The sequence below is a fragment of the Enterovirga sp. genome (assembly GCF_028290205.1).
Classification (GTDB): Bacteria; Pseudomonadota; Alphaproteobacteria; order Rhizobiales; family Beijerinckiaceae; genus Enterovirga.
On the sequence record NZ_JAQGKF010000188.1, the window covers coordinates 1 to 15,693 of the forward strand.

General features: G+C 70.2%; 19 protein-coding genes and 1 pseudogene. 8 read left to right on the forward strand and 12 right to left on the reverse strand.

Annotated elements, in window-relative coordinates; translation table 11 throughout:
- Positions 1–1,278 (reverse strand): Asp-tRNA(Asn)/Glu-tRNA(Gln) amidotransferase subunit GatB (gene gatB / locus JWR86_RS13440; protein ID WP_299566451.1); only part of this gene is annotated, 1,278 nt, incomplete at its 3' end.
- Between the two features lie 176 nt (positions 1,279–1,454).
- Between gatB and JWR86_RS13445 the strand changes: the two genes are divergently transcribed.
- Positions 1,455–1,757 carry a hypothetical protein gene (locus JWR86_RS13445; RefSeq protein WP_299566454.1) on the forward strand — a complete coding sequence of 101 codons (303 nt, stop codon included), beginning with the start codon at positions 1,455–1,457 and terminating at the stop codon, positions 1,755–1,757.
- On the opposite strand, the gene JWR86_RS13450 is transcribed toward JWR86_RS13445, so the two are convergent.
- From JWR86_RS13450 to JWR86_RS13470, 5 genes are all read right to left on the reverse strand, one after another.
- The gene (locus tag JWR86_RS13450) at positions 1,754–2,119 is read right to left on the reverse strand and encodes a hypothetical protein (RefSeq protein ID WP_366914585.1); all 366 of its coding nucleotides are present in this window, start codon (positions 2,117–2,119) and stop codon (positions 1,754–1,756) included. The two genes, JWR86_RS13445 and JWR86_RS13450, sit on opposite strands and share 4 nt — an antisense overlap.
- Complete coding sequence (gatA, locus tag JWR86_RS13455) at positions 2,110–3,603, reverse strand: Asp-tRNA(Asn)/Glu-tRNA(Gln) amidotransferase subunit GatA (RefSeq protein WP_299566457.1); 1,494 nt, start codon at positions 3,601–3,603, stop codon at positions 2,110–2,112. Before gatA ends, JWR86_RS13450 begins: the two co-directional genes overlap by 10 nt.
- Positions 3,604–3,656: 53 nt before the next feature.
- Positions 3,657–3,944 carry an Asp-tRNA(Asn)/Glu-tRNA(Gln) amidotransferase subunit GatC gene (gatC, locus tag JWR86_RS13460; RefSeq protein ID WP_299566460.1) on the reverse strand — a complete coding sequence of 96 codons (288 nt, stop codon included), beginning with the start codon at positions 3,942–3,944 and terminating at the stop codon, positions 3,657–3,659.
- 75 nt (positions 3,945–4,019) lie between these two features.
- Positions 4,020–4,154, reverse strand: a complete 135-nt coding sequence (locus JWR86_RS13465) for a hypothetical protein (RefSeq protein WP_299566463.1) — start codon at positions 4,152–4,154, stop codon at positions 4,020–4,022.
- A gap of 348 nt (positions 4,155–4,502) precedes the next feature.
- The gene (locus JWR86_RS13470) at positions 4,503–5,207 is read right to left on the reverse strand and encodes a metal-dependent hydrolase (RefSeq protein ID WP_299566466.1); all 705 of its coding nucleotides are present in this window, start codon (positions 5,205–5,207) and stop codon (positions 4,503–4,505) included.
- Positions 5,208–5,251: 44 nt separating this feature from the next.
- Between JWR86_RS13470 and ruvX the strand changes: the two genes are divergently transcribed.
- Together ruvX and JWR86_RS13480 are read left to right on the forward strand one after the other, a co-directional pair.
- Positions 5,252–5,758 (forward strand): Holliday junction resolvase RuvX, encoded by a 507-nt coding sequence (ruvX, locus tag JWR86_RS13475; protein WP_299566469.1) that lies wholly within the window; start codon positions 5,252–5,254, stop codon positions 5,756–5,758.
- A gap of 157 nt (positions 5,759–5,915) precedes the next feature.
- Positions 5,916–6,065 (forward strand): hypothetical protein, encoded by a 150-nt coding sequence (locus tag JWR86_RS13480; protein WP_299566472.1) that lies wholly within the window; start codon positions 5,916–5,918, stop codon positions 6,063–6,065.
- Between the two features lie 21 nt (positions 6,066–6,086).
- Here JWR86_RS13480 and JWR86_RS13485 read toward each other — a convergent pair whose 3' ends face one another.
- The 6 genes from JWR86_RS13485 to flgF form a co-directional block, all read right to left on the reverse strand.
- Positions 6,087–7,505, reverse strand: coding sequence for a HAMP domain-containing sensor histidine kinase (locus JWR86_RS13485; RefSeq protein ID WP_299566474.1), 1,419 nt, complete (start codon positions 7,503–7,505; stop codon positions 6,087–6,089).
- Between the two features lie 44 nt (positions 7,506–7,549).
- A complete protein-coding gene (locus tag JWR86_RS13490) occupies positions 7,550–8,095 on the reverse strand; it encodes an O-acetyl-ADP-ribose deacetylase (RefSeq protein WP_299566476.1) in 546 nt (181 codons plus the stop codon).
- A gap of 100 nt (positions 8,096–8,195) precedes the next feature.
- Entirely contained in the window at positions 8,196–8,939 is a 744-nt protein-coding gene (flgH, locus tag JWR86_RS13495; protein WP_299566478.1) for a flagellar basal body L-ring protein FlgH, read from the reverse strand.
- Between the two features lie 38 nt (positions 8,940–8,977).
- Positions 8,978–9,982, reverse strand: coding sequence for a flagellar basal body P-ring formation chaperone FlgA (gene flgA / locus JWR86_RS13500; protein WP_299566480.1), 1,005 nt, complete (start codon positions 9,980–9,982; stop codon positions 8,978–8,980).
- An 11-nt stretch (positions 9,983–9,993) separates the two neighbouring features.
- Positions 9,994–10,785, reverse strand: a complete 792-nt coding sequence (gene flgG, locus JWR86_RS13505) for a flagellar basal-body rod protein FlgG (protein WP_299566482.1) — start codon at positions 10,783–10,785, stop codon at positions 9,994–9,996.
- A gap of 15 nt (positions 10,786–10,800) precedes the next feature.
- Positions 10,801–11,547 carry a flagellar basal-body rod protein FlgF gene (flgF, locus tag JWR86_RS13510; protein WP_299566484.1) on the reverse strand — a complete coding sequence of 249 codons (747 nt, stop codon included), beginning with the start codon at positions 11,545–11,547 and terminating at the stop codon, positions 10,801–10,803.
- Between the two features lie 284 nt (positions 11,548–11,831).
- Between flgF and fliL the strand changes: the two genes are divergently transcribed.
- The 5 genes and pseudogenes from fliL to JWR86_RS13535 all read left to right on the forward strand — a co-directional run.
- The gene (gene fliL, locus JWR86_RS13515) at positions 11,832–12,326 is read left to right on the forward strand and encodes a flagellar basal body-associated protein FliL (RefSeq protein WP_299566486.1); all 495 of its coding nucleotides are present in this window, start codon (positions 11,832–11,834) and stop codon (positions 12,324–12,326) included.
- A 27-nt stretch (positions 12,327–12,353) separates the two neighbouring features.
- Positions 12,354–13,403, forward strand: coding sequence for a FliM/FliN family flagellar motor switch protein (locus JWR86_RS13520; RefSeq protein ID WP_299566488.1), 1,050 nt, complete (start codon positions 12,354–12,356; stop codon positions 13,401–13,403).
- Entirely contained in the window at positions 13,400–13,897 is a 498-nt protein-coding gene (locus JWR86_RS13525; protein WP_299566490.1) for a DUF6468 domain-containing protein, read from the forward strand. Before JWR86_RS13520 ends, JWR86_RS13525 begins: the two co-directional genes overlap by 4 nt.
- Positions 13,894–14,664 carry a hypothetical protein gene (locus JWR86_RS13530; protein ID WP_299566492.1) on the forward strand — a complete coding sequence of 257 codons (771 nt, stop codon included), beginning with the start codon at positions 13,894–13,896 and terminating at the stop codon, positions 14,662–14,664. The genes JWR86_RS13525 and JWR86_RS13530 overlap by 4 nt, the downstream gene beginning before the upstream one ends.
- A gap of 94 nt (positions 14,665–14,758) precedes the next feature.
- A pseudogene (locus tag JWR86_RS13535) lies at positions 14,759–15,693 on the forward strand (hypothetical protein); the annotation flags it as partial.

The window sequence follows — 15,693 nt, forward strand, 5'->3', positions numbered from 1 at the left end:
CTTCATGCCGCGGCTCTCGACGAGCTCGCGCGGATCGCCGCCCTCGCTCCACACGATGTCGAACAGGTCCTTGGCGATCTTGCCCGAGATGACGCCCTCGCCGATGAGGTCCACCACGCCCCCGAGCTGGGCGGCGGAGATGGGCGAGTCCTCGATGCCCTTGCCGTCCTTGTTCAGGCGGCCGAACAGCTCGTTGATGATCCAGTTCGCGGCGATCTTCCCGTCGCGGCCGTTCGCGACCGCCTCGAAGAAATCGGCGGAGGCGCGCTCGGCCACGAGCACGCCGGCGTCGTAGGGGCTCAGCCCGTAATCGGCGATGAAGCGCGCCTTCTTGGGGTCGGGCAGCTCGGGCAGGTGGCGGGCGAGCTCATCCACATAGGCCTGGGTGAACTCGAGCGGCAGCAGGTCCGGGTCCGGGAAGAAGCGGTAATCGTGCGCCTCCTCCTTGGACCGCATCGAGCGGGTCTCGCCGCGGCCCGGGTCGAACAGCCTGGTTTCCTGGTCGATCGTGCCGCCGTCCTCGATGATCGCGATCTGGCGCCGCGCCTCGTGCTCGATCGCCTGTCCGATGAACCGGATCGAGTTGACGTTCTTGATCTCGCAGCGGGTGCCGAGCGGCTCGCCCGGGCGGCGCACGGAGACGTTCACGTCCGCCCGCAGGCTGCCCTTCTCCATGTCGCCGTCGCAGGTGCCGAGATAGCGCAGGATCGTCCTGAGCTTGGCGACATAGGCCTTGGCCTCCTCGGAGGAGCGCAGGTCGGGCTTGGAGACGATCTCCATCAGGGCGACGCCGGACCGGTTCAGGTCGACAAAGCTCTGGTCCGGGGAGAGGTCGTGGATCGACTTGCCGGCATCCTGTTCGAGATGGAGCCGCTCAATGCCGACCCGGATCGCCTCACCGTCCGGGAGGTCCACCGTGACCTCGCCCTCGCCCACGATGGGGCTCTTGTACTGGGAGATCTGGTAGCCCTGCGGCAGGTCCGGGTAGAAATAGTTCTTGCGGTCGAACACCGACCGCAGGTTGATCTCGGCTTTCAGGCCCAGCCCGGTGCGGACGGCCTGAGCCACGCATTCGCGGTTGATCACCGGCAGCATGCCGGGCATCGCGGCATCCACCAGCGAGACGTGGCTGTTCGGGGCGCCGCCGAAGCTGGTCGAGGCGCCGGAGAAGAGCTTCGCCTGGCTCGTGACCTGGGCGTGGATCTCCATGCCGATCACCACCTCCCAGTCGCCGAGCGCACCGGCGATGAGCTTCTTCGGATTCACGGGCGCGTTCATGCGGGCAGGGGTCTTTCGGCGGGTTCGAGGTGCAGCCGTAAGGAGGGGCGGCGGCGACCGTCAAGGGCGAGATGATATCCGGGACGGGCGCTCAAGTCCCGGCAGGACGTCGAAAGTGAAACCATGTGCCGCATCGGGCGTTCACCGCCGGACACATGTTCGCAGGAGCTTTCCTGATGGCTCTGAATTCTGATCACATGACTGACCTCTCACGGTCCAAGATCAATGCCCAGAGCGACCATCTGTACATGGATGCGCTGGCGGACCGTGATGCCGGGAGATCAAATTTCGCGGCGTTTCTGCTTGGCGGCCTTGTGATCGCGGGCGGGATGCTGGCCTTCCTCTATTACGACGCCGACAATGTCGGCCGCGGTGAGATCACGACGGGGAGCATCGGCAGGACTGAAGTCCAGGGCGCCCCTCCGGTTCCCAACATCCAGGTTCCGGCGCAGCCGCAGCGTTCCGCCGAACCCCGCTAGGAGACCGGGCCGTCCGGCGAGCCGGGCTTCGCGCCCGGCTCTTTCGTGCCCGGCTCTTTCGTGCCTGGTGGACGGATGCGCCGGGCCGTGTGGCCGAGCGCCGCCCACAGCAGGGCCGCAACGGCCCTGACCGGGATCAGCGTCGGGGCCTCGCGGGACATCGGCGCGAGCAGCGGCAGGCCAAGTCCGGTGAGCACCGCATCCACCAGCAGCGCGATGCCGATCGCCGCGATGGCCGCGATGAAGATCTTGCCGGCCTGATCCGCCTTCCAGCCGAGATAGAGGCCGGCCAGGACGAGGACCGGATCGAAGGCGGCCCAGATCCAGACGGAGGTCGGAACCGCCGGGACGCTCACTGCCACCAGGGCTCCGGCAGCCGGACCCGCCCGGCCGCGTCTTCGATCACCTGTCCGGCGGCGAACAGCGTTTCCTCGTCGAACGGGCGGCCGATGAGCTGCAGCCCGAGCGGCAGGCCCTGCTTGTCGAACCCGGCCGGAACCGCGATCCCGGGCAGGCCGGCCATGTTCACGGTCACGGTGAAGACGTCGTTGAGATACATCTCCACCGGGTCGGCCGAGCCCTTCTCACCGATGCCGAAGGCGGCCGACGGGGTGGCGGGCGTCAGGATAGCGTCGACGCCGGCCGCATAGACCTCGTCGAAGTCGCGCTTGATCAAGGTGCGGATGCGCTGCGCCCGCCCGTAATAGGCGTCGTAATAGCCGGCGGACAGGACGTAGGTGCCGATCATGATGCGGCGCTGCACCTCGCGGCCGAAGCCGGCGGCGCGGGTTCCCTCGTACATCCTGGCGATGTCGCGGTCGGGCACCCGAATGCCGTAGCGGACGCCGTCATAGCGGGCGAGGTTCGAGGAGGCTTCGGCCGGCGCCACGATGTAATAGGCCGGCAGGGCGTAGCGGGTGTGCGGCAGCGACACCTCGACCACCTTGGCTCCGGCGTCCCGCAGCCAGGCCGTGCCCTGGTCCCACAGCGCCGCGATCTCGGCCGCCATGCCGTCCAGCCGGTATTCCTTGGGGATGCCGATGGTCAGCCCGCGCACGCCGCGGCGGCAGGCCGCCTCGAAATCCGGAACCGGCAGGTCGGCCGAGGTCGTGTCCTTGGGGTCGTGCCCGGACATCGACCGGAGCAGGATGGCGCTGTCCTCCACGGTGCGGGCGATCGGGCCCGCCTGGTCGAGCGACGACGCAAAGGCGACGACGCCCCAGCGCGAGCAGCGGCCATAGGTCGGCTTGATCCCGACCGTGCCCGTGAAGGCGGCTGGCTGCCGGATGGAGCCCCCGGTGTCGGTCGCCGTGGCGCCCAGGCAGAGATGGGCCGCGACAGCCGCCGCGGAGCCGCCGGAGGAGCCGCCGGGCACAAGCTGCGTTGCGGCCGCGCCCTCGGTGCCCTGGCGCTGCCACGGCGACACGACCGGGCCGAAACAGGAGGTCTCGTTGGACGAGCCCATGGCGAATTCGTCGTTGTTCAGCTTGCCCAGCATCACCGCACCGTCGCGCCAGAGCTGCGAGGTGACGGTGGATTCATAGGCCGGGGTGAAGTCGCCCAGGATGCGGCTGCAGGCCGTGGTCCTGACGCCCTCGGTGCAGAACAGGTCCTTGATGCCGAGCGGCAGCCCTTCGAGAGGGCCGGCTTCGGCGCGGGCCAGCCGGGCGTCGCTGGCGCGGGCCATCTCGAGCGCCCGCTCTGGGGTCTCCAGGACATAGGCGTTCAGCGCGCGGGCGCCCTCGACCGCCGCGACATGGGCGCGGGTCAGCTCCTCGGAGGAGAAGCGCTTTGCCCGCAGGCCATCGCGAGCCTCGGCCAGGGTGAGGCGGGTCAGGTCGGTCATGATCGGGGGCGCGCAGTCACGAAGGAGCGGGGAAGAGGCGGGCGGGCCGCCATCTACTCCACAACCTTCGGCACGAGAAAGAAGCCGTCCTCGGAGAGGGGCGAGTTGGCGGTGATCCGCTTGGGGTCCCCCCCGTCGGTGACCACGTCGTCGCGCATCTTCATGCGCATGGGGGTGACGGAACTCATCGGCTCGACACCCGTGATGTCGACCTCGTTGAGCTGCTCCACGAAGCTCAGGATGGCGTTGAGCTCGCCCTGCATGCGGCTCACATCCGCCTCCTCAATGGCGATGCGCGACAGATGCGCAATCCGCCTCACGGTTCCCTCGTCGACGGACATGCACCCGCTCCCGGCCTCTCAGCGGGCCGGGCTACATGATCCATGGGGGAGCGGCAATCTCGGACGGCGTTGTGCTCAGGTCACGATGGAGCGGACGCTCGACGGCCCGGGCACCACAATCACGTTGTGGGCCGCGTTCAGGCTGCCGAGATAGTAGGTCCCGGCCAGGGTAAGGGCGAAGATCACCAGCAACACGACCTCGCGCAGCACGGACCGGGCCCGCTCGCGGTGAGCCGGGACGTCGTTGTCGTTCGCCTCCGCACCGCGGCGCGGGTCCGGGCCGGGCGGGCGGGCGGCGACCGGAGGGTGACGAGGCGCCGGGTCGCCAGATGGTTCCGGCCGGACACTCGGCGGGACCCGGTGGGGGGAGGCGAGCCTCGGCCGCAGTCGGACGGCCACCCCGTCCCGGACGGCAGGCCGCCGCATGTCGGGGCAACGCGGGAAGCCGCCTGGCCGTGGGATCATGCCGCGCCTGACACCGGTTAACACTCGGTAAACAGGTTATGCCACGGCCGTGGAGACGCGGCCAGCGGCCGCGCCTCAGGAGTTACTAAACAGTTAACGCTCGAGCGTCACAGCCGTCCCGATATGGGGCGTCACGACCTGGAGGCCGCTGCCCTCCATGGCCGCCACGAAGGCGTCGGCGGTCTTGTCGATGATCGGGAAGGAGCCGAAGTGGCAGGGGATCACCGCGCGGGGCTTGAAGTAGCGCCGCATGGCGAAGGCGGCTCCGTCCGCCCCCATCGTGAAGCGATCCCCGATCGGCACCATGATGACGTCGGGCGCATAGCGCTCCTGAATCAGGGCCATATCGCCAAACACGTCCGTATCGCCCATATGGTACACGACCGGCTCGCCGGCAGCCCGGACGATGATGCCGTTGGGGAGACCGAGCGGCGTGAAGTTCTCGCCGTCGATCATGGTCGAGGAATGGTCCGCCCGCACGAACGTGACGGAGAATCCCCCCTGGTCGGTCGTGCCGCCGGTATTCATCGGGTCGATCTGCTTGGCCCCGCGCGTGGCCAGCCACAGGCAGATCTCGTAATTCGCCACGATCTTGGCGCCGGTCCGCTCGGCGATGGCGACGGCGTCGCCGATGTGGTCGCCGTGACCATGCGTGATCAGAATGTGGGTCGCGCCCGCGGAGGCCTCGGCCTGATCGCCGGAAAAGGCTGGATTGCCCGTAAAGAACGGGTCGATCAGGACGACCTTGTCCGCGAATTCGAGCCTGAACGTGGAGTGACCGTACCAGATGATTCGCATGCCGAGTCCTCTCTGCGGAGAGAGATCGCCATAGCGGCCCCAGAATGCCAGCGGAACCCCTCGAGATCCTGCGCCCCGTGAGCGAGGACGTGCTCGATATCCTCACCGCGCTGCCGCGCGGGCGGCGCCTGCTCGGGTTCGATCTCGGCACCAAGACGATCGGCCTCGCCATGTCCGACGTGGAGCGCTGCATCGCCACCCCGCTCGAGACGATCCAGCGGTCCAAGTTCTCGGCCGAGGCCGCGCGGGTGCAGGAATTGGCCGCCCGGTTCGACATCGGCGGGTTCGTTTTCGGTCTGCCGGTCAACATGGACGGCACGGAAGGGCCTCGGGCGCAGTCGGCCCGGGCTTTCGCCCGCAACCTGGCCCGGCTGGCGCCGCTGCCCTGCGCCTTCTGGGACGAGCGGCTGTCCACGGCCGCTGTGACCCGCGCGATGATCGACGCGGACACGACGCGGGCCCGGCGCGCGATCGTCGTGGACCGCGTCGCGGCGGCGTACATCCTGCAGGGTTTTCTGGACCGCCTCCGAGCCCGATCTTTGCAACTATAAATTACATTGTAATGTTGATTAAATCTGTCGTTGCACTACCGTAGGGGTGTGATTGGGCCGACAGACCATGACGACGCGTGACGGGGCAGGCGGGCGGGGCAATGCGGACAGGAGTCCGCTGGAGCGCTCGCCGCCTGGATCAGTGAGGCGGGAGGACGTGGCCAACTACGTCGCAGATTTCACGGCCGAGCTGGCCCGCCTGGCGCGCTCCGCGAAGCTCGACCTTCTCGCCTACCTGCTGGAGATCGCCCACTTGGAGGCCGAGACCTCGCAGCGGCGCGGACCTCAACCGCCGCCCGGGCCCTAGAGCCGCCCGACCCGGCGGCCGTCAGGTTCCGGTCTGCCGGTCCGGAAGGGTGATCAGGAAGCTGGCCCCGACGGCCTGCCGCTCGAGCACGATGGTGCCGCCGTGCAGACGCACGAGTTCCTCGGCGACGGGAAGCCCGAGCCCCGTTCCGCCTGCCCGTTCCGAGGCCTGAAAGGCACTGAACAGGCGCGTGCGGTTCCGCTCGGGGATGCCGGGTCCGTCGTCAGCGACGCGGATCATGACGGTTCCGCCGCGCCGCTCGCCCGACACCTCGATGGCCGTGTTGCCTGCCTCGGTGCGGGCCAGCGCCTCGGCTGCATTGCGAAGCAGGTTCAGGAGGACGCGCGCCAGCTGGTCCGGGTCGGCATCCACCATCAGCCCGTCCGGGATCGACAGGGCGACGGAGATCGGCCGGCCATCGGGCAGCGCGACAAAGTCGAGCTGCTCTTCGACCAGCGGCTTCAGGGCGACCATCCGGCGCTGCGGCGCCGGTTCACTGGCCCGGCCATAGGCCAGGGTCGCGCCGCAGAACGCGATGGCGCGGTCCAGGGTGCGCACCAGGCGGGGCGCAATCCCCCGCACGGTCGGATCCTCGACCTCGCCGAGGCGGTCACCGAGGAGCTGCGCGGTGGTCAGCATGTTGCGCAACTCATGATTGATCTTGGAGACCGCGAGCCCGAGATCCGCGAGATGGCGTTTGCGGCGGAGCTCGGCCGCGAGTGTCGCCTCCATGACGGCGAGCGCCTCCTCCGCCCGGCCGATCTCGTCCCGACGTCCCGAGGGGCGAATGACGCGGCCGACATCCTCGGGGTTGGTTGCGAATTCGGCGATGTTGGTGGACAGGCGCCGCACGGGGCGAACCACCAGGACGTGCAGCGCCCAATACAGAAGCGCCCCCGTCCCGGCCGAGACCAGCAAGGTGCTGAGCAGGAAGTTGCGCGTGAACTCGACCAGTTCGTGACGCAGCGGCGCGACATCGGCCACGAACTCAACCCACTCGACCTCCGGGATCCCGGGCACCCCCGGGCCGATGAAGTGGATCGGTCGGCTGGGCCGGCCGGTCAGGACCCGGACCACGCCTCCGGCCGCCCGCCACCAGGATGCCTCGCGCAGGTCGACCGTGCGATGCACCTCCGGGGGCTCGGTTCCCGGGCTGGCCAAGAGCCAACGCGTGTGGGCCCCCCGCACCCCGATGGCCTTGGCGCCGCGCAGGCCCGCGAGCAGCTTCGCGTCGAGTTCGGGCGACCGCACGTCCTGGGGCGCGGCCGAGATCGACAGCGCGATCATCTGGGCGCCCATCACGCGGTGGCTCACATAGCCGCGCACGAAAGTGACCGCCGACGGGACGTAGATCAGCACCTGGACGAGGGCCACGAACGACATCGTCATCAGGATCAGGCGCCCCGACAATCCGATCGCGCGGGCCCTTGCGCGGGGCACTGCGCCATCCTGCGGCCGGCTGGCGACGGTGGTCATGGGGAGGCCTAAGCGAGACGGGCTGCGAGCGCGGCGGAATGTCGGGCCACGCTCTCGGGGCTGAAACAGCAGAACACGACCAGAGACAACGGCTGCCGCCGACACGAGTCCACGACCGCATCGACCGCGATCCTGGCCGCGCGATCCGCCGGAAATCCGTACACCCCCGTGGAGATGGCTGGAAAGGCGATGCTTCGGATCCCGTTTTCGCGCCCAATCTCGAGGGAGCGGCGATAGCAGCTGGCCAGCAGGGCGTCCTCGTTGTTGCCGCCACCGGACCAGACGGGCCCGACCGTGTGGATCACGAACCGCGCGGGCAGACGGAATCCCGGCGTGATCTTGGCGTCTCCGGTCCGGCAGCCGCCCAGGGGGCGGCAGGCCTCCAGGAGCTCGGGACCGGCGGCGCGGTGGATGGCGCCGTCGACCCCGCCGCCGCCGAGAAGCGTGGGATTGGCCGCGTTGACGATCGCGTCGACCTGCAGCCCGGTGATGTCGGCAGCGAGGACGCGAAACGCTGCGCCCTCGCCGGGATCGGACAGAAGCGGGCCTGCCATGACGAAGCTCTAGCAGAGATGCGGCCCCGGCGGGAGCGCCGGGGCCGCGGCGGAAGCGGCGGCTGACGTGGGGAGCGTGCCGCCGCTTCCGGGGGAGGGGTCAGAACGGCAGCAGGATATCCATCACCTGCTGGCCGTAGCGAGGCTGCTGGACGTCGCTGATCTGCCCGCGTCCGCCATAGGCGATGCGGGCCTCGGCGATCTTGGCGGATTCGACCGTGTTGTCGGCCTGGATGTCCTCCGGCCGGATGATGCCCGCGACGATCAACTCGCGGACCTCGAAGTTCACGCGGATCTCCTGCTTGCCTTCCAGCACGAGGTTGCCGTTGGGCAGGATCTGCGTGACCACGGCGGCCACGTTGGTGGTCAACTCCTCCTTCCGGGCGATCGAGCCCGAGCCCTCGCTGCTCGACTTGGAATCCGCGTCGACGAGGGCGCTGGCGGTCGCGCCCGGCAGGGCGCGGTTGAGCTTGGTTTCGACGCCGAACAGGTTCTTGGCCCCGAACGCTTCGCCGTTCGACCGCGAGCGCTTCGTTTCGTTGTCGAGGTTGGCCTTGTCCGTGACCTTGACCAAGACGGTGACGATGTCGCCGACCTGCTGGGCGCGCTGGTCCTTGAAGAAGCCGCGCGACCCGGTGCGCCAGAGCGAGTTGGCCGCGTAGGAGACGGGCTGCGGGGTCGGCATCGGCATCCGGACCGGCTTGTAGCCGGGCTGGGCGGTTGGATCCTGGATGGCCGACAGGTCGGGCTGGGCGCCGACATTGGCGAGGCGGTCGAGCGAACCGCAGCCCCCGAGGGCGAGCGCGGACAGGGTCAGCACGGCGAGACAGGGGAGGGCACGCATGGCGGCGGGGTTCCGGCGAGGGCGGCGCTGAGCGGGGGTCACGGGGCGGACTTCACGGCGGCGAGCCGGGCGGTTGGCGCGGCGCTGACCGACACCCGGCCCGGTCCGACGACCACGGCCTGGAGGGCCTTCTTGGACTGTGGATTGACGACCCCGACCGTGTCGCCGAGCGCGCCGCTGTCGGAGGTCTTGGCCCGCATGGTCAGGCTGACGCCGGGCGCGGTGTAGATCACCGTGACGACGTCGCCCCGGGTCACCAGTTCAGGCCGGACCAGGTCGGCCGGCCGCAGCAGCGTCCCGGCCGCCAGGGGCCGGCGCGCGACCCGCCCCTCGAGCGCGGCCCCGTCATAGATCGCGTCCTGCGGCACGAGGTCCTTGGCTCGGCGCTCCACCGCCACGTCCCGGATCTCGTCGCCGCGGGCATAGGCCCGGCCTGCGATGGCCACCTCGACGAGCTCCACCAGGGAGCCACCGACGCGCAACTGGGCGCGCCGCTCGGTCGGGCTGGGACCGATCCAGACCGTCGCCTGGATGCGGCGGCTGCGCCGGTCGACGACGAGGTCGGCGACCGCGACCTCGCCCGTCACGTCGGGGGCGACGATCAGGGCCGGCGATTGTCCGTCGAAAACGATGCCCGTCGAGGCCGCATCGAACCCGAACTGGGCGGCGAGGCGCTTGCGCAGCACGGCCTCGATCTCGTTGCTGCCGACATGGCGGGCCGCGCGCGTGACGGTGACCTGCGCCCGGCCGGAGCTCTCGACGGCGCCGATCCCGAGCTGTTCGGCCGCGGACACGATGCGGCTCGCCTGGATGGTTCCCGTCTGGCCGAGGGCCGGGGCCCGGAACAGGGCCGTTCGGGAGGCGGCCGGGGGGGCGTCGGCGACCAGATCGCCGAGGGTGAGGACGTCGCCGGACACCGTCACGTCCCCACGCAGGAACGGGCGCTCGCCCGCCTGGAGAGGGGCGGCGCAGACGAGGGCCAGGAGGCCGGAGGCCAGCGCGGTGCGAGCGCGGCGGGGAGAGCGGGCGAAGAGGGGTGTCATCCTGCCTCTCCTCAGCCGCGGAACATGGCGCTGGTGGAGGACAGCATCTGGTCCGCCGCCGTCACCACCTTGGAGTTCATCTCATAGGCGCGCTGGGCTGCGATCAGGGCCGAGATCTCCGTCACGGCATTGACGTTCGCTTCCTCGAGATAGCTCTGCTGGAGGTTGCCGAACCCGTCCTGGCCGGGATTGCCCTCCACGGCCTGGCCCGAAGCCGCCGTCTCGACGAAGAGGTTGTCGCCAATGGATTCGAGGCCGACCTTGTTGATGAACCGCGACAGCTGAAGCTGCCCCACGATGGTGGGCGCGGTCTGGCCGGCAATGGTCGCCTGAACCTGGCCGTTGGCGCTGATGGTCACCCCGGTCGTGTTCTGCGGGATGGTGATGCCCGGCTCCAGCACATAGCCGTCGCGCGTGACCATCTGGCCCGCATTGTCGAGGTCGAAGGAGCCGTCCCGGGTATAGGCCGTGCGCCCGTCCGGCATGCGCACCCGGAAGAGGCCCTCGCCCCGGATCGCGACGTCGTAGGTCTTCTCCGTGGAGGTGAGGTTGCCCTGGCTCATCACCCGGGGCGTCGAGCCGGTCTTCACGCCTGAGCCGAGAGCGAGACCGGCCGGAAGGCGGGTGCCCTGGTCGGAGGTCTGCGTGCCGGCCCTTCGCAGGTTTTCGTACAGCAGGTCCTGGAAGTGAGCCTGCTGGCGCTTGTACCCCGTGGTGCGCAGGTTCGCGATGTTGTTGGAGATGACCTGGACGTTGAGTTCCTGGGCCATCATGCCGGTGGCGGCTGCCTGAAGGGCGCGCATGCTGGATGGCTCCGGCTACTGGTGAGAGGTGTCGGCGAGCCGCGACATGGCCGAGCGCCTGAGCTCGTCCATGCGGCCCAGCATGGAGCTGATCCCCGCATAGGCGCGGTTCACTTCCATGAGGCGGGTCATCTCGAGCACCGGCCGGACGTTCGAACGCTCGAGCGCGCCGGGCTCGAGCCGGGCGGTCGGGCCGGCAGGCTGCGGCGGCGTGGCCGACGAGAAGGTGTTGGCGCCCTCGTTGCGAAGCGCCTGGACGTCGTCGAACCGGACCAGCCGCAGGCGGCCCCGGGGCCCCTGGAGGGTCGAAACGGTGCCGTCCTGGGCAATCGCCGCGCCGGTCTCCTGCGGCGCGAAGCGGATCGGGCCGGCATCGCCGAGAACCGGGTGGCCGTCATTGGTGACGAGCTGGCCCGTGGCGTCCACCTGGAAGGCGCCGCCGCGCGTGAAGCGCTCGCCGGCCGGCGTCTGCACCACGAAGAAGCTGTCGCCCTTGATGGCGACGTCCAGCCCGTTTCCGGTGGTCTCGATCGCGCCGGACGAATTGTCGAGGGGCGTGCCGGCGTCGATCACGAAGTCGAGCCGCCGGTCGCGCCCGGAAAAGCTGTCCGCGCTCGCCTTCGCCATCAGGAAATCCTGGAAGCGCGTCGAGCGGGCCTTGAAGCCGTTGGTGGTGACGTTCGCCATGTTGTTGGCGATCACGTCGAGCTCTCGGCCGAGCGCCATTTGGCGCGACAGGCCGACGAGCAGCGCGTTCTGCATGAGACGCTCCCGTTCTTCCCCGCCGGCTTCTCGACGCTCCCCAGCGCGAACCCGGCAACATGGGAGGAGCACCCGGCGTGCCAATTTGAGCCGTGTCGAATTCCGTAGCCACACCAGTGACTTAGACGAAACCATAAGCTCGCGGGGCCGTGCCGGGCCGGCTCCGCCCTGCAGATACGGGTGGGCAGTTTCTGCCGGGCTTAACGCCGCGTTAACCCTGCGGGCCGGATGGTCCGGCCGAGAGACGCGCGCCGGGATGGCGCCTGTCCCGGGAATCCCTGCTCATGGCAAAAAAGGCGAAGCCAAAGGGCGCGTCCGAGGGCGAGGGCACGCCGGCCGACAAGCCGGCCGGCAAGAAGAAGCTGATGATGATCGCGGCGGCCGTCCTCATGTTCGGCGGCGCGGGCGGCGGCTGGCTCATGATGAAGAAGCCGGCCCCCGATCCCGACGCCGCGCAGAGCAAGAAGCCGGTGGCGTTTCTGGACATCACCGACATGATCGTGAACCTCGCCTCCGAGCCGAACCAGGACCGTCCGAGGTTCCTGAAGCTGAAGGTCGCGCTCGAGATGAAGGACGCGAAGGTGGTGGCCGACGTGCAGCCGCTGCTCCCACGGGTCCAGGACATCTTCCAGGTCTTCGTGCGCGAACTCCGGGCGAGCGATCTCGAAGGGTCTGGCGGCATCCACCGTCTGCGGGAGGAATTGCTGCGGCGGGTGAATCTCGCTGTGTTCCCCAACAAGGTCGAAGCGGTGCTCTTCAAGGAAGTCATCGTCCAGTAACCCGCGCCTCCGGAGCGATCGACGTCCATGCCCGACGAACTGGCGCCACCCGACGGGAGCGATCCCGACGGACGAGAGCTCGACGCTCCGCGTCCCTCGCGCGAGCTGCTGATGACCCAGCAGGAGATCGACGCCGCCATCGGGTTCGAGGAACCCCGCCGGGCATCCGCGCCCGGGCTGCGGGCCATGGTGGATGCGGGCGCGGGGCCGCGCGAGCCGCTGCCGCTGCTGCCGGTCGTCTTCGAGGACCTGGTTCGGCGGCTGCCGGGCAGCCTTCGCGCCGTGTTCGGGGGAGAGGTCGAGGCCAGCCTCGGCTCGCTCGCCTTTGTTCGCTATGGCGACGCGATCGAATCCGTCGTCCTGCCGGCCCAAGTCGTGACCTTCCGGGCCGAGGGCTGGGATGGGAGCGGTCTCCTCGCCATGGGGCCCGACTTCGCATCCCTGGCCCTGGATGTCCTGCTCGGCGCCGGCCGGGGCCTGCTCACCGGACGGCTCGCGGCGCGGCCGTTCAGCGTCATCGAACAGAGTATCCTGACGCGGCTGGCCGACGTGATCCTGCGCGAGGCCGAAGCTTCGTTCGGGGCCGTCACCCCCGTCGCCTTCCGGCGCGAACGGGTCGAGGCCGACCCACGCCTCGCTCATTTGGCCGCGGTCGGCGACATGGCACTCGCCGTCAGCCTGAGCCTCGATCTGGACGGGCGCTCCGCCCCGTTCACCCTGATCATCCCGCTCTCGACGCTCGAGCCGGTCCGGGGGCTGTTCGGCCGGAGCTTCGCAGGCGCCAAGCAGGGCCGCGACCCGTTGTGGTCGGGTCACCTGGCAACCGAGCTCTGGCAGGCTCCGCTGGAAGCCGAGGCGGTGCTGCACGAATGTTCGCTGCCGCTGCGCCGCGTGCTCGATCTCGCGGTCGGCGACACGCTGACCTTCGACATGAAGCCGGACGACCTCGTCGAGGTCCGGTGCGGACGCCTGCCCATCACGCGGGGCCGGATGGGCCGCGTCGAGGGCCGCATCGCCATCCAGATCGCCGAGCCGGTCGCCACCCCGCGCCGGCTGGGCCAGGAGCTTGCCGAATGAGCGTCATCGTATCGGTCGCGGCCGATCTCCTGGTCGCGGTTCTCCTTGTCGCCGTGATCGTGACATCCACCCGGCTGTCGCGCCGGATGGCCCGCCTGAAGGCGGACGAGGCGGCAATGCGCTCCACCATCGGAGAGCTGCTGGCCGCGACGGACTCGGCCGAGCGGGCCATCGCGGCCCTGCGGGCAACAGTTGCGGAATCCGACCGCACCCTGTCCGAACGGCTCGGCGCCGCCGCCCACCATTCCTCCCGGTTGGCCGAGCAGGTCTCGGCCGGCGAGAGCGTGATTTCCCGGGTGGTGCAGATCGCCGCCATGTCGAGTCGGCTGCGCGCCGAGGAGGCGCCGCACGTCCCGGCTCCGGTCCCGGTCCCGGCTGCCCCGGTGCCGGCGGCGGTCGCGCCGGAGCCGCGCGACGGCCTGCGGGCCACCATGGAGGCGGCCCGGCAACTGGCCGCCAGGGCGGCGCGCCGGCTTGAGGAGCGCGCGGCGTGAAGCTGCCGGCCGTTCTCACGGGCCGGATCCGGCTCGTGGACGCTCTGGTGGCGGCCGCCGCGGCCCTGCTGCTGCTGAAGGGCGTCGGGGTCCTTCTCGCCCCGTCCAGTCCGGAACTCGGCCCCGACGGGCTGCCGCGCTTCGCCCGCGTGCTCGCCCATGCGCGCAGCAACCATGCGCCGGTGGACCCGGCGACCACCGGCTCCGTGCCCGAGACGCCCAAGGCGGAATCCGCGGACCCGCCCGGCGATCCGCCGAAATCCCCGGCCAGGGCGGCCTCGCCCTCCGAGCGCGCCATTCTGGAGCGCCTTGGTGATCGGCGCGAGGAGTTGCAGCAGAAGGCGCGCGAGATCGAGGCGCGCGAAAAGATCCTGGAGGAGGCCGAGCGCCGGTTGGACAGCCGGGCCGGCGAGCCGAAAGGTCCGGAGGACAAGGCCGCGGCTCTCTCGCCCACGCCCGCCGAGGCCGAGGTGGCGGCCAGCCTCAAGGCGCTCGTCACCATGTACGAAACCATGAAACCCAAGGACGCCGCGCGCGTCTTCGACCGGCTGCCGCATGAGGTGCTGGTGCCGGTGGTCCGGCAGGTGAACCCCCGCAAAATGGCCGAGATCATGGCCGCCATGACGCCTGAGGGCGCCGAAAAGCTCACGGTGGCGCTGGCCCGGCCCAGCCGCGGGCCCGAGCAGCGGGCCGGAGGCGCGACCGCGCTGCCGCCCGGCGAGCTTCCCGCGCTGGAGCCGCAGGCCCGCCCCGCCCCGCGCCGCTGACCGGCGGCCGTTTAGGCCGCGTTAGCCCTGTTCGGCTAGCCTCGGGACGGGGGACCGGGACATCCGGCTGCCCCGTCCTCGAGAGTTCGGGTCGATGCGCGTTTCCGCCCGACCGTTCGGTCGGCCTCTGAGCCGAGCCGGCGCCTGGCTTGCCGCCGCTCTCCTCTTCGCCCTGTCGGGCGGCGAGGCGAGTTCGCGCGAGCTGACCGTGCGAGGCTCGCAGATGAAGGGCCACGCCCGCATCGAGTTTCGCTTCGACGAGCCCGCCAAGGTGCGGGTCCGGTCCACCAACGGCGTGATCGTGGTCACCTTCGATGCGCCGGCCCGCATCGTGGCCGAACGGCTTGCGGCCGAACTCGCCCCGTATCTGTCGGCGGTGCGCCGAGACCCGGACGGAACGGGCCTGCGCCTTGCGCTGGTCTCGCCCGTGCGGACCAACCTGCTGGAGGCGGGCGAGCGAACCTTTCTGGACCTTCTGCCGCCGAACTGGAACGGCCTGCCGCCGGGATTGCCGCCGCAGGTCGTGGCCGAGCTCGCCGAGCGCGCCCGGGTCGCGGAGGCACGAATCCGGGCGGAGGCGGAGCGCCGCGCGGTGGCGCGTCCGCCCGTCACGCTGCGCGTGGCCGAGTTGCCGACGCTCAGCCGGCTCGTCTTCGAACCGCCTGCCGGCACCCGCGCGCGATGGCGCATCCATGAGGGCGCGGCGGAGATCACCTTCGAGGGCCCTCACACCCTGGATCTCGCCGGAGCCCGGCCCAAGGGGGTAGCTGGCGTGGCGGAGTTCCTGGCGAGCCCCGGTGGCCAGGCGCTGACCGTCAGGGTCACGGCGCAGGACGGATTTGATCTGAACGGCTTCCTCGAGGGCGAGTCGGTGGTGATCGACCTCAGCAGGCCGGGGCCAGAACCGGCTGCGCCTCCCGCCCTCGCGCCGCGGCCCCCGGCTCGGCCCAGCAAGGCCGAGACCCCTACGGCGCATGCGCCCGCGCCCCATGGGGCGACAACCCCCGACGCCGTCCCGGTCCCGGTGCC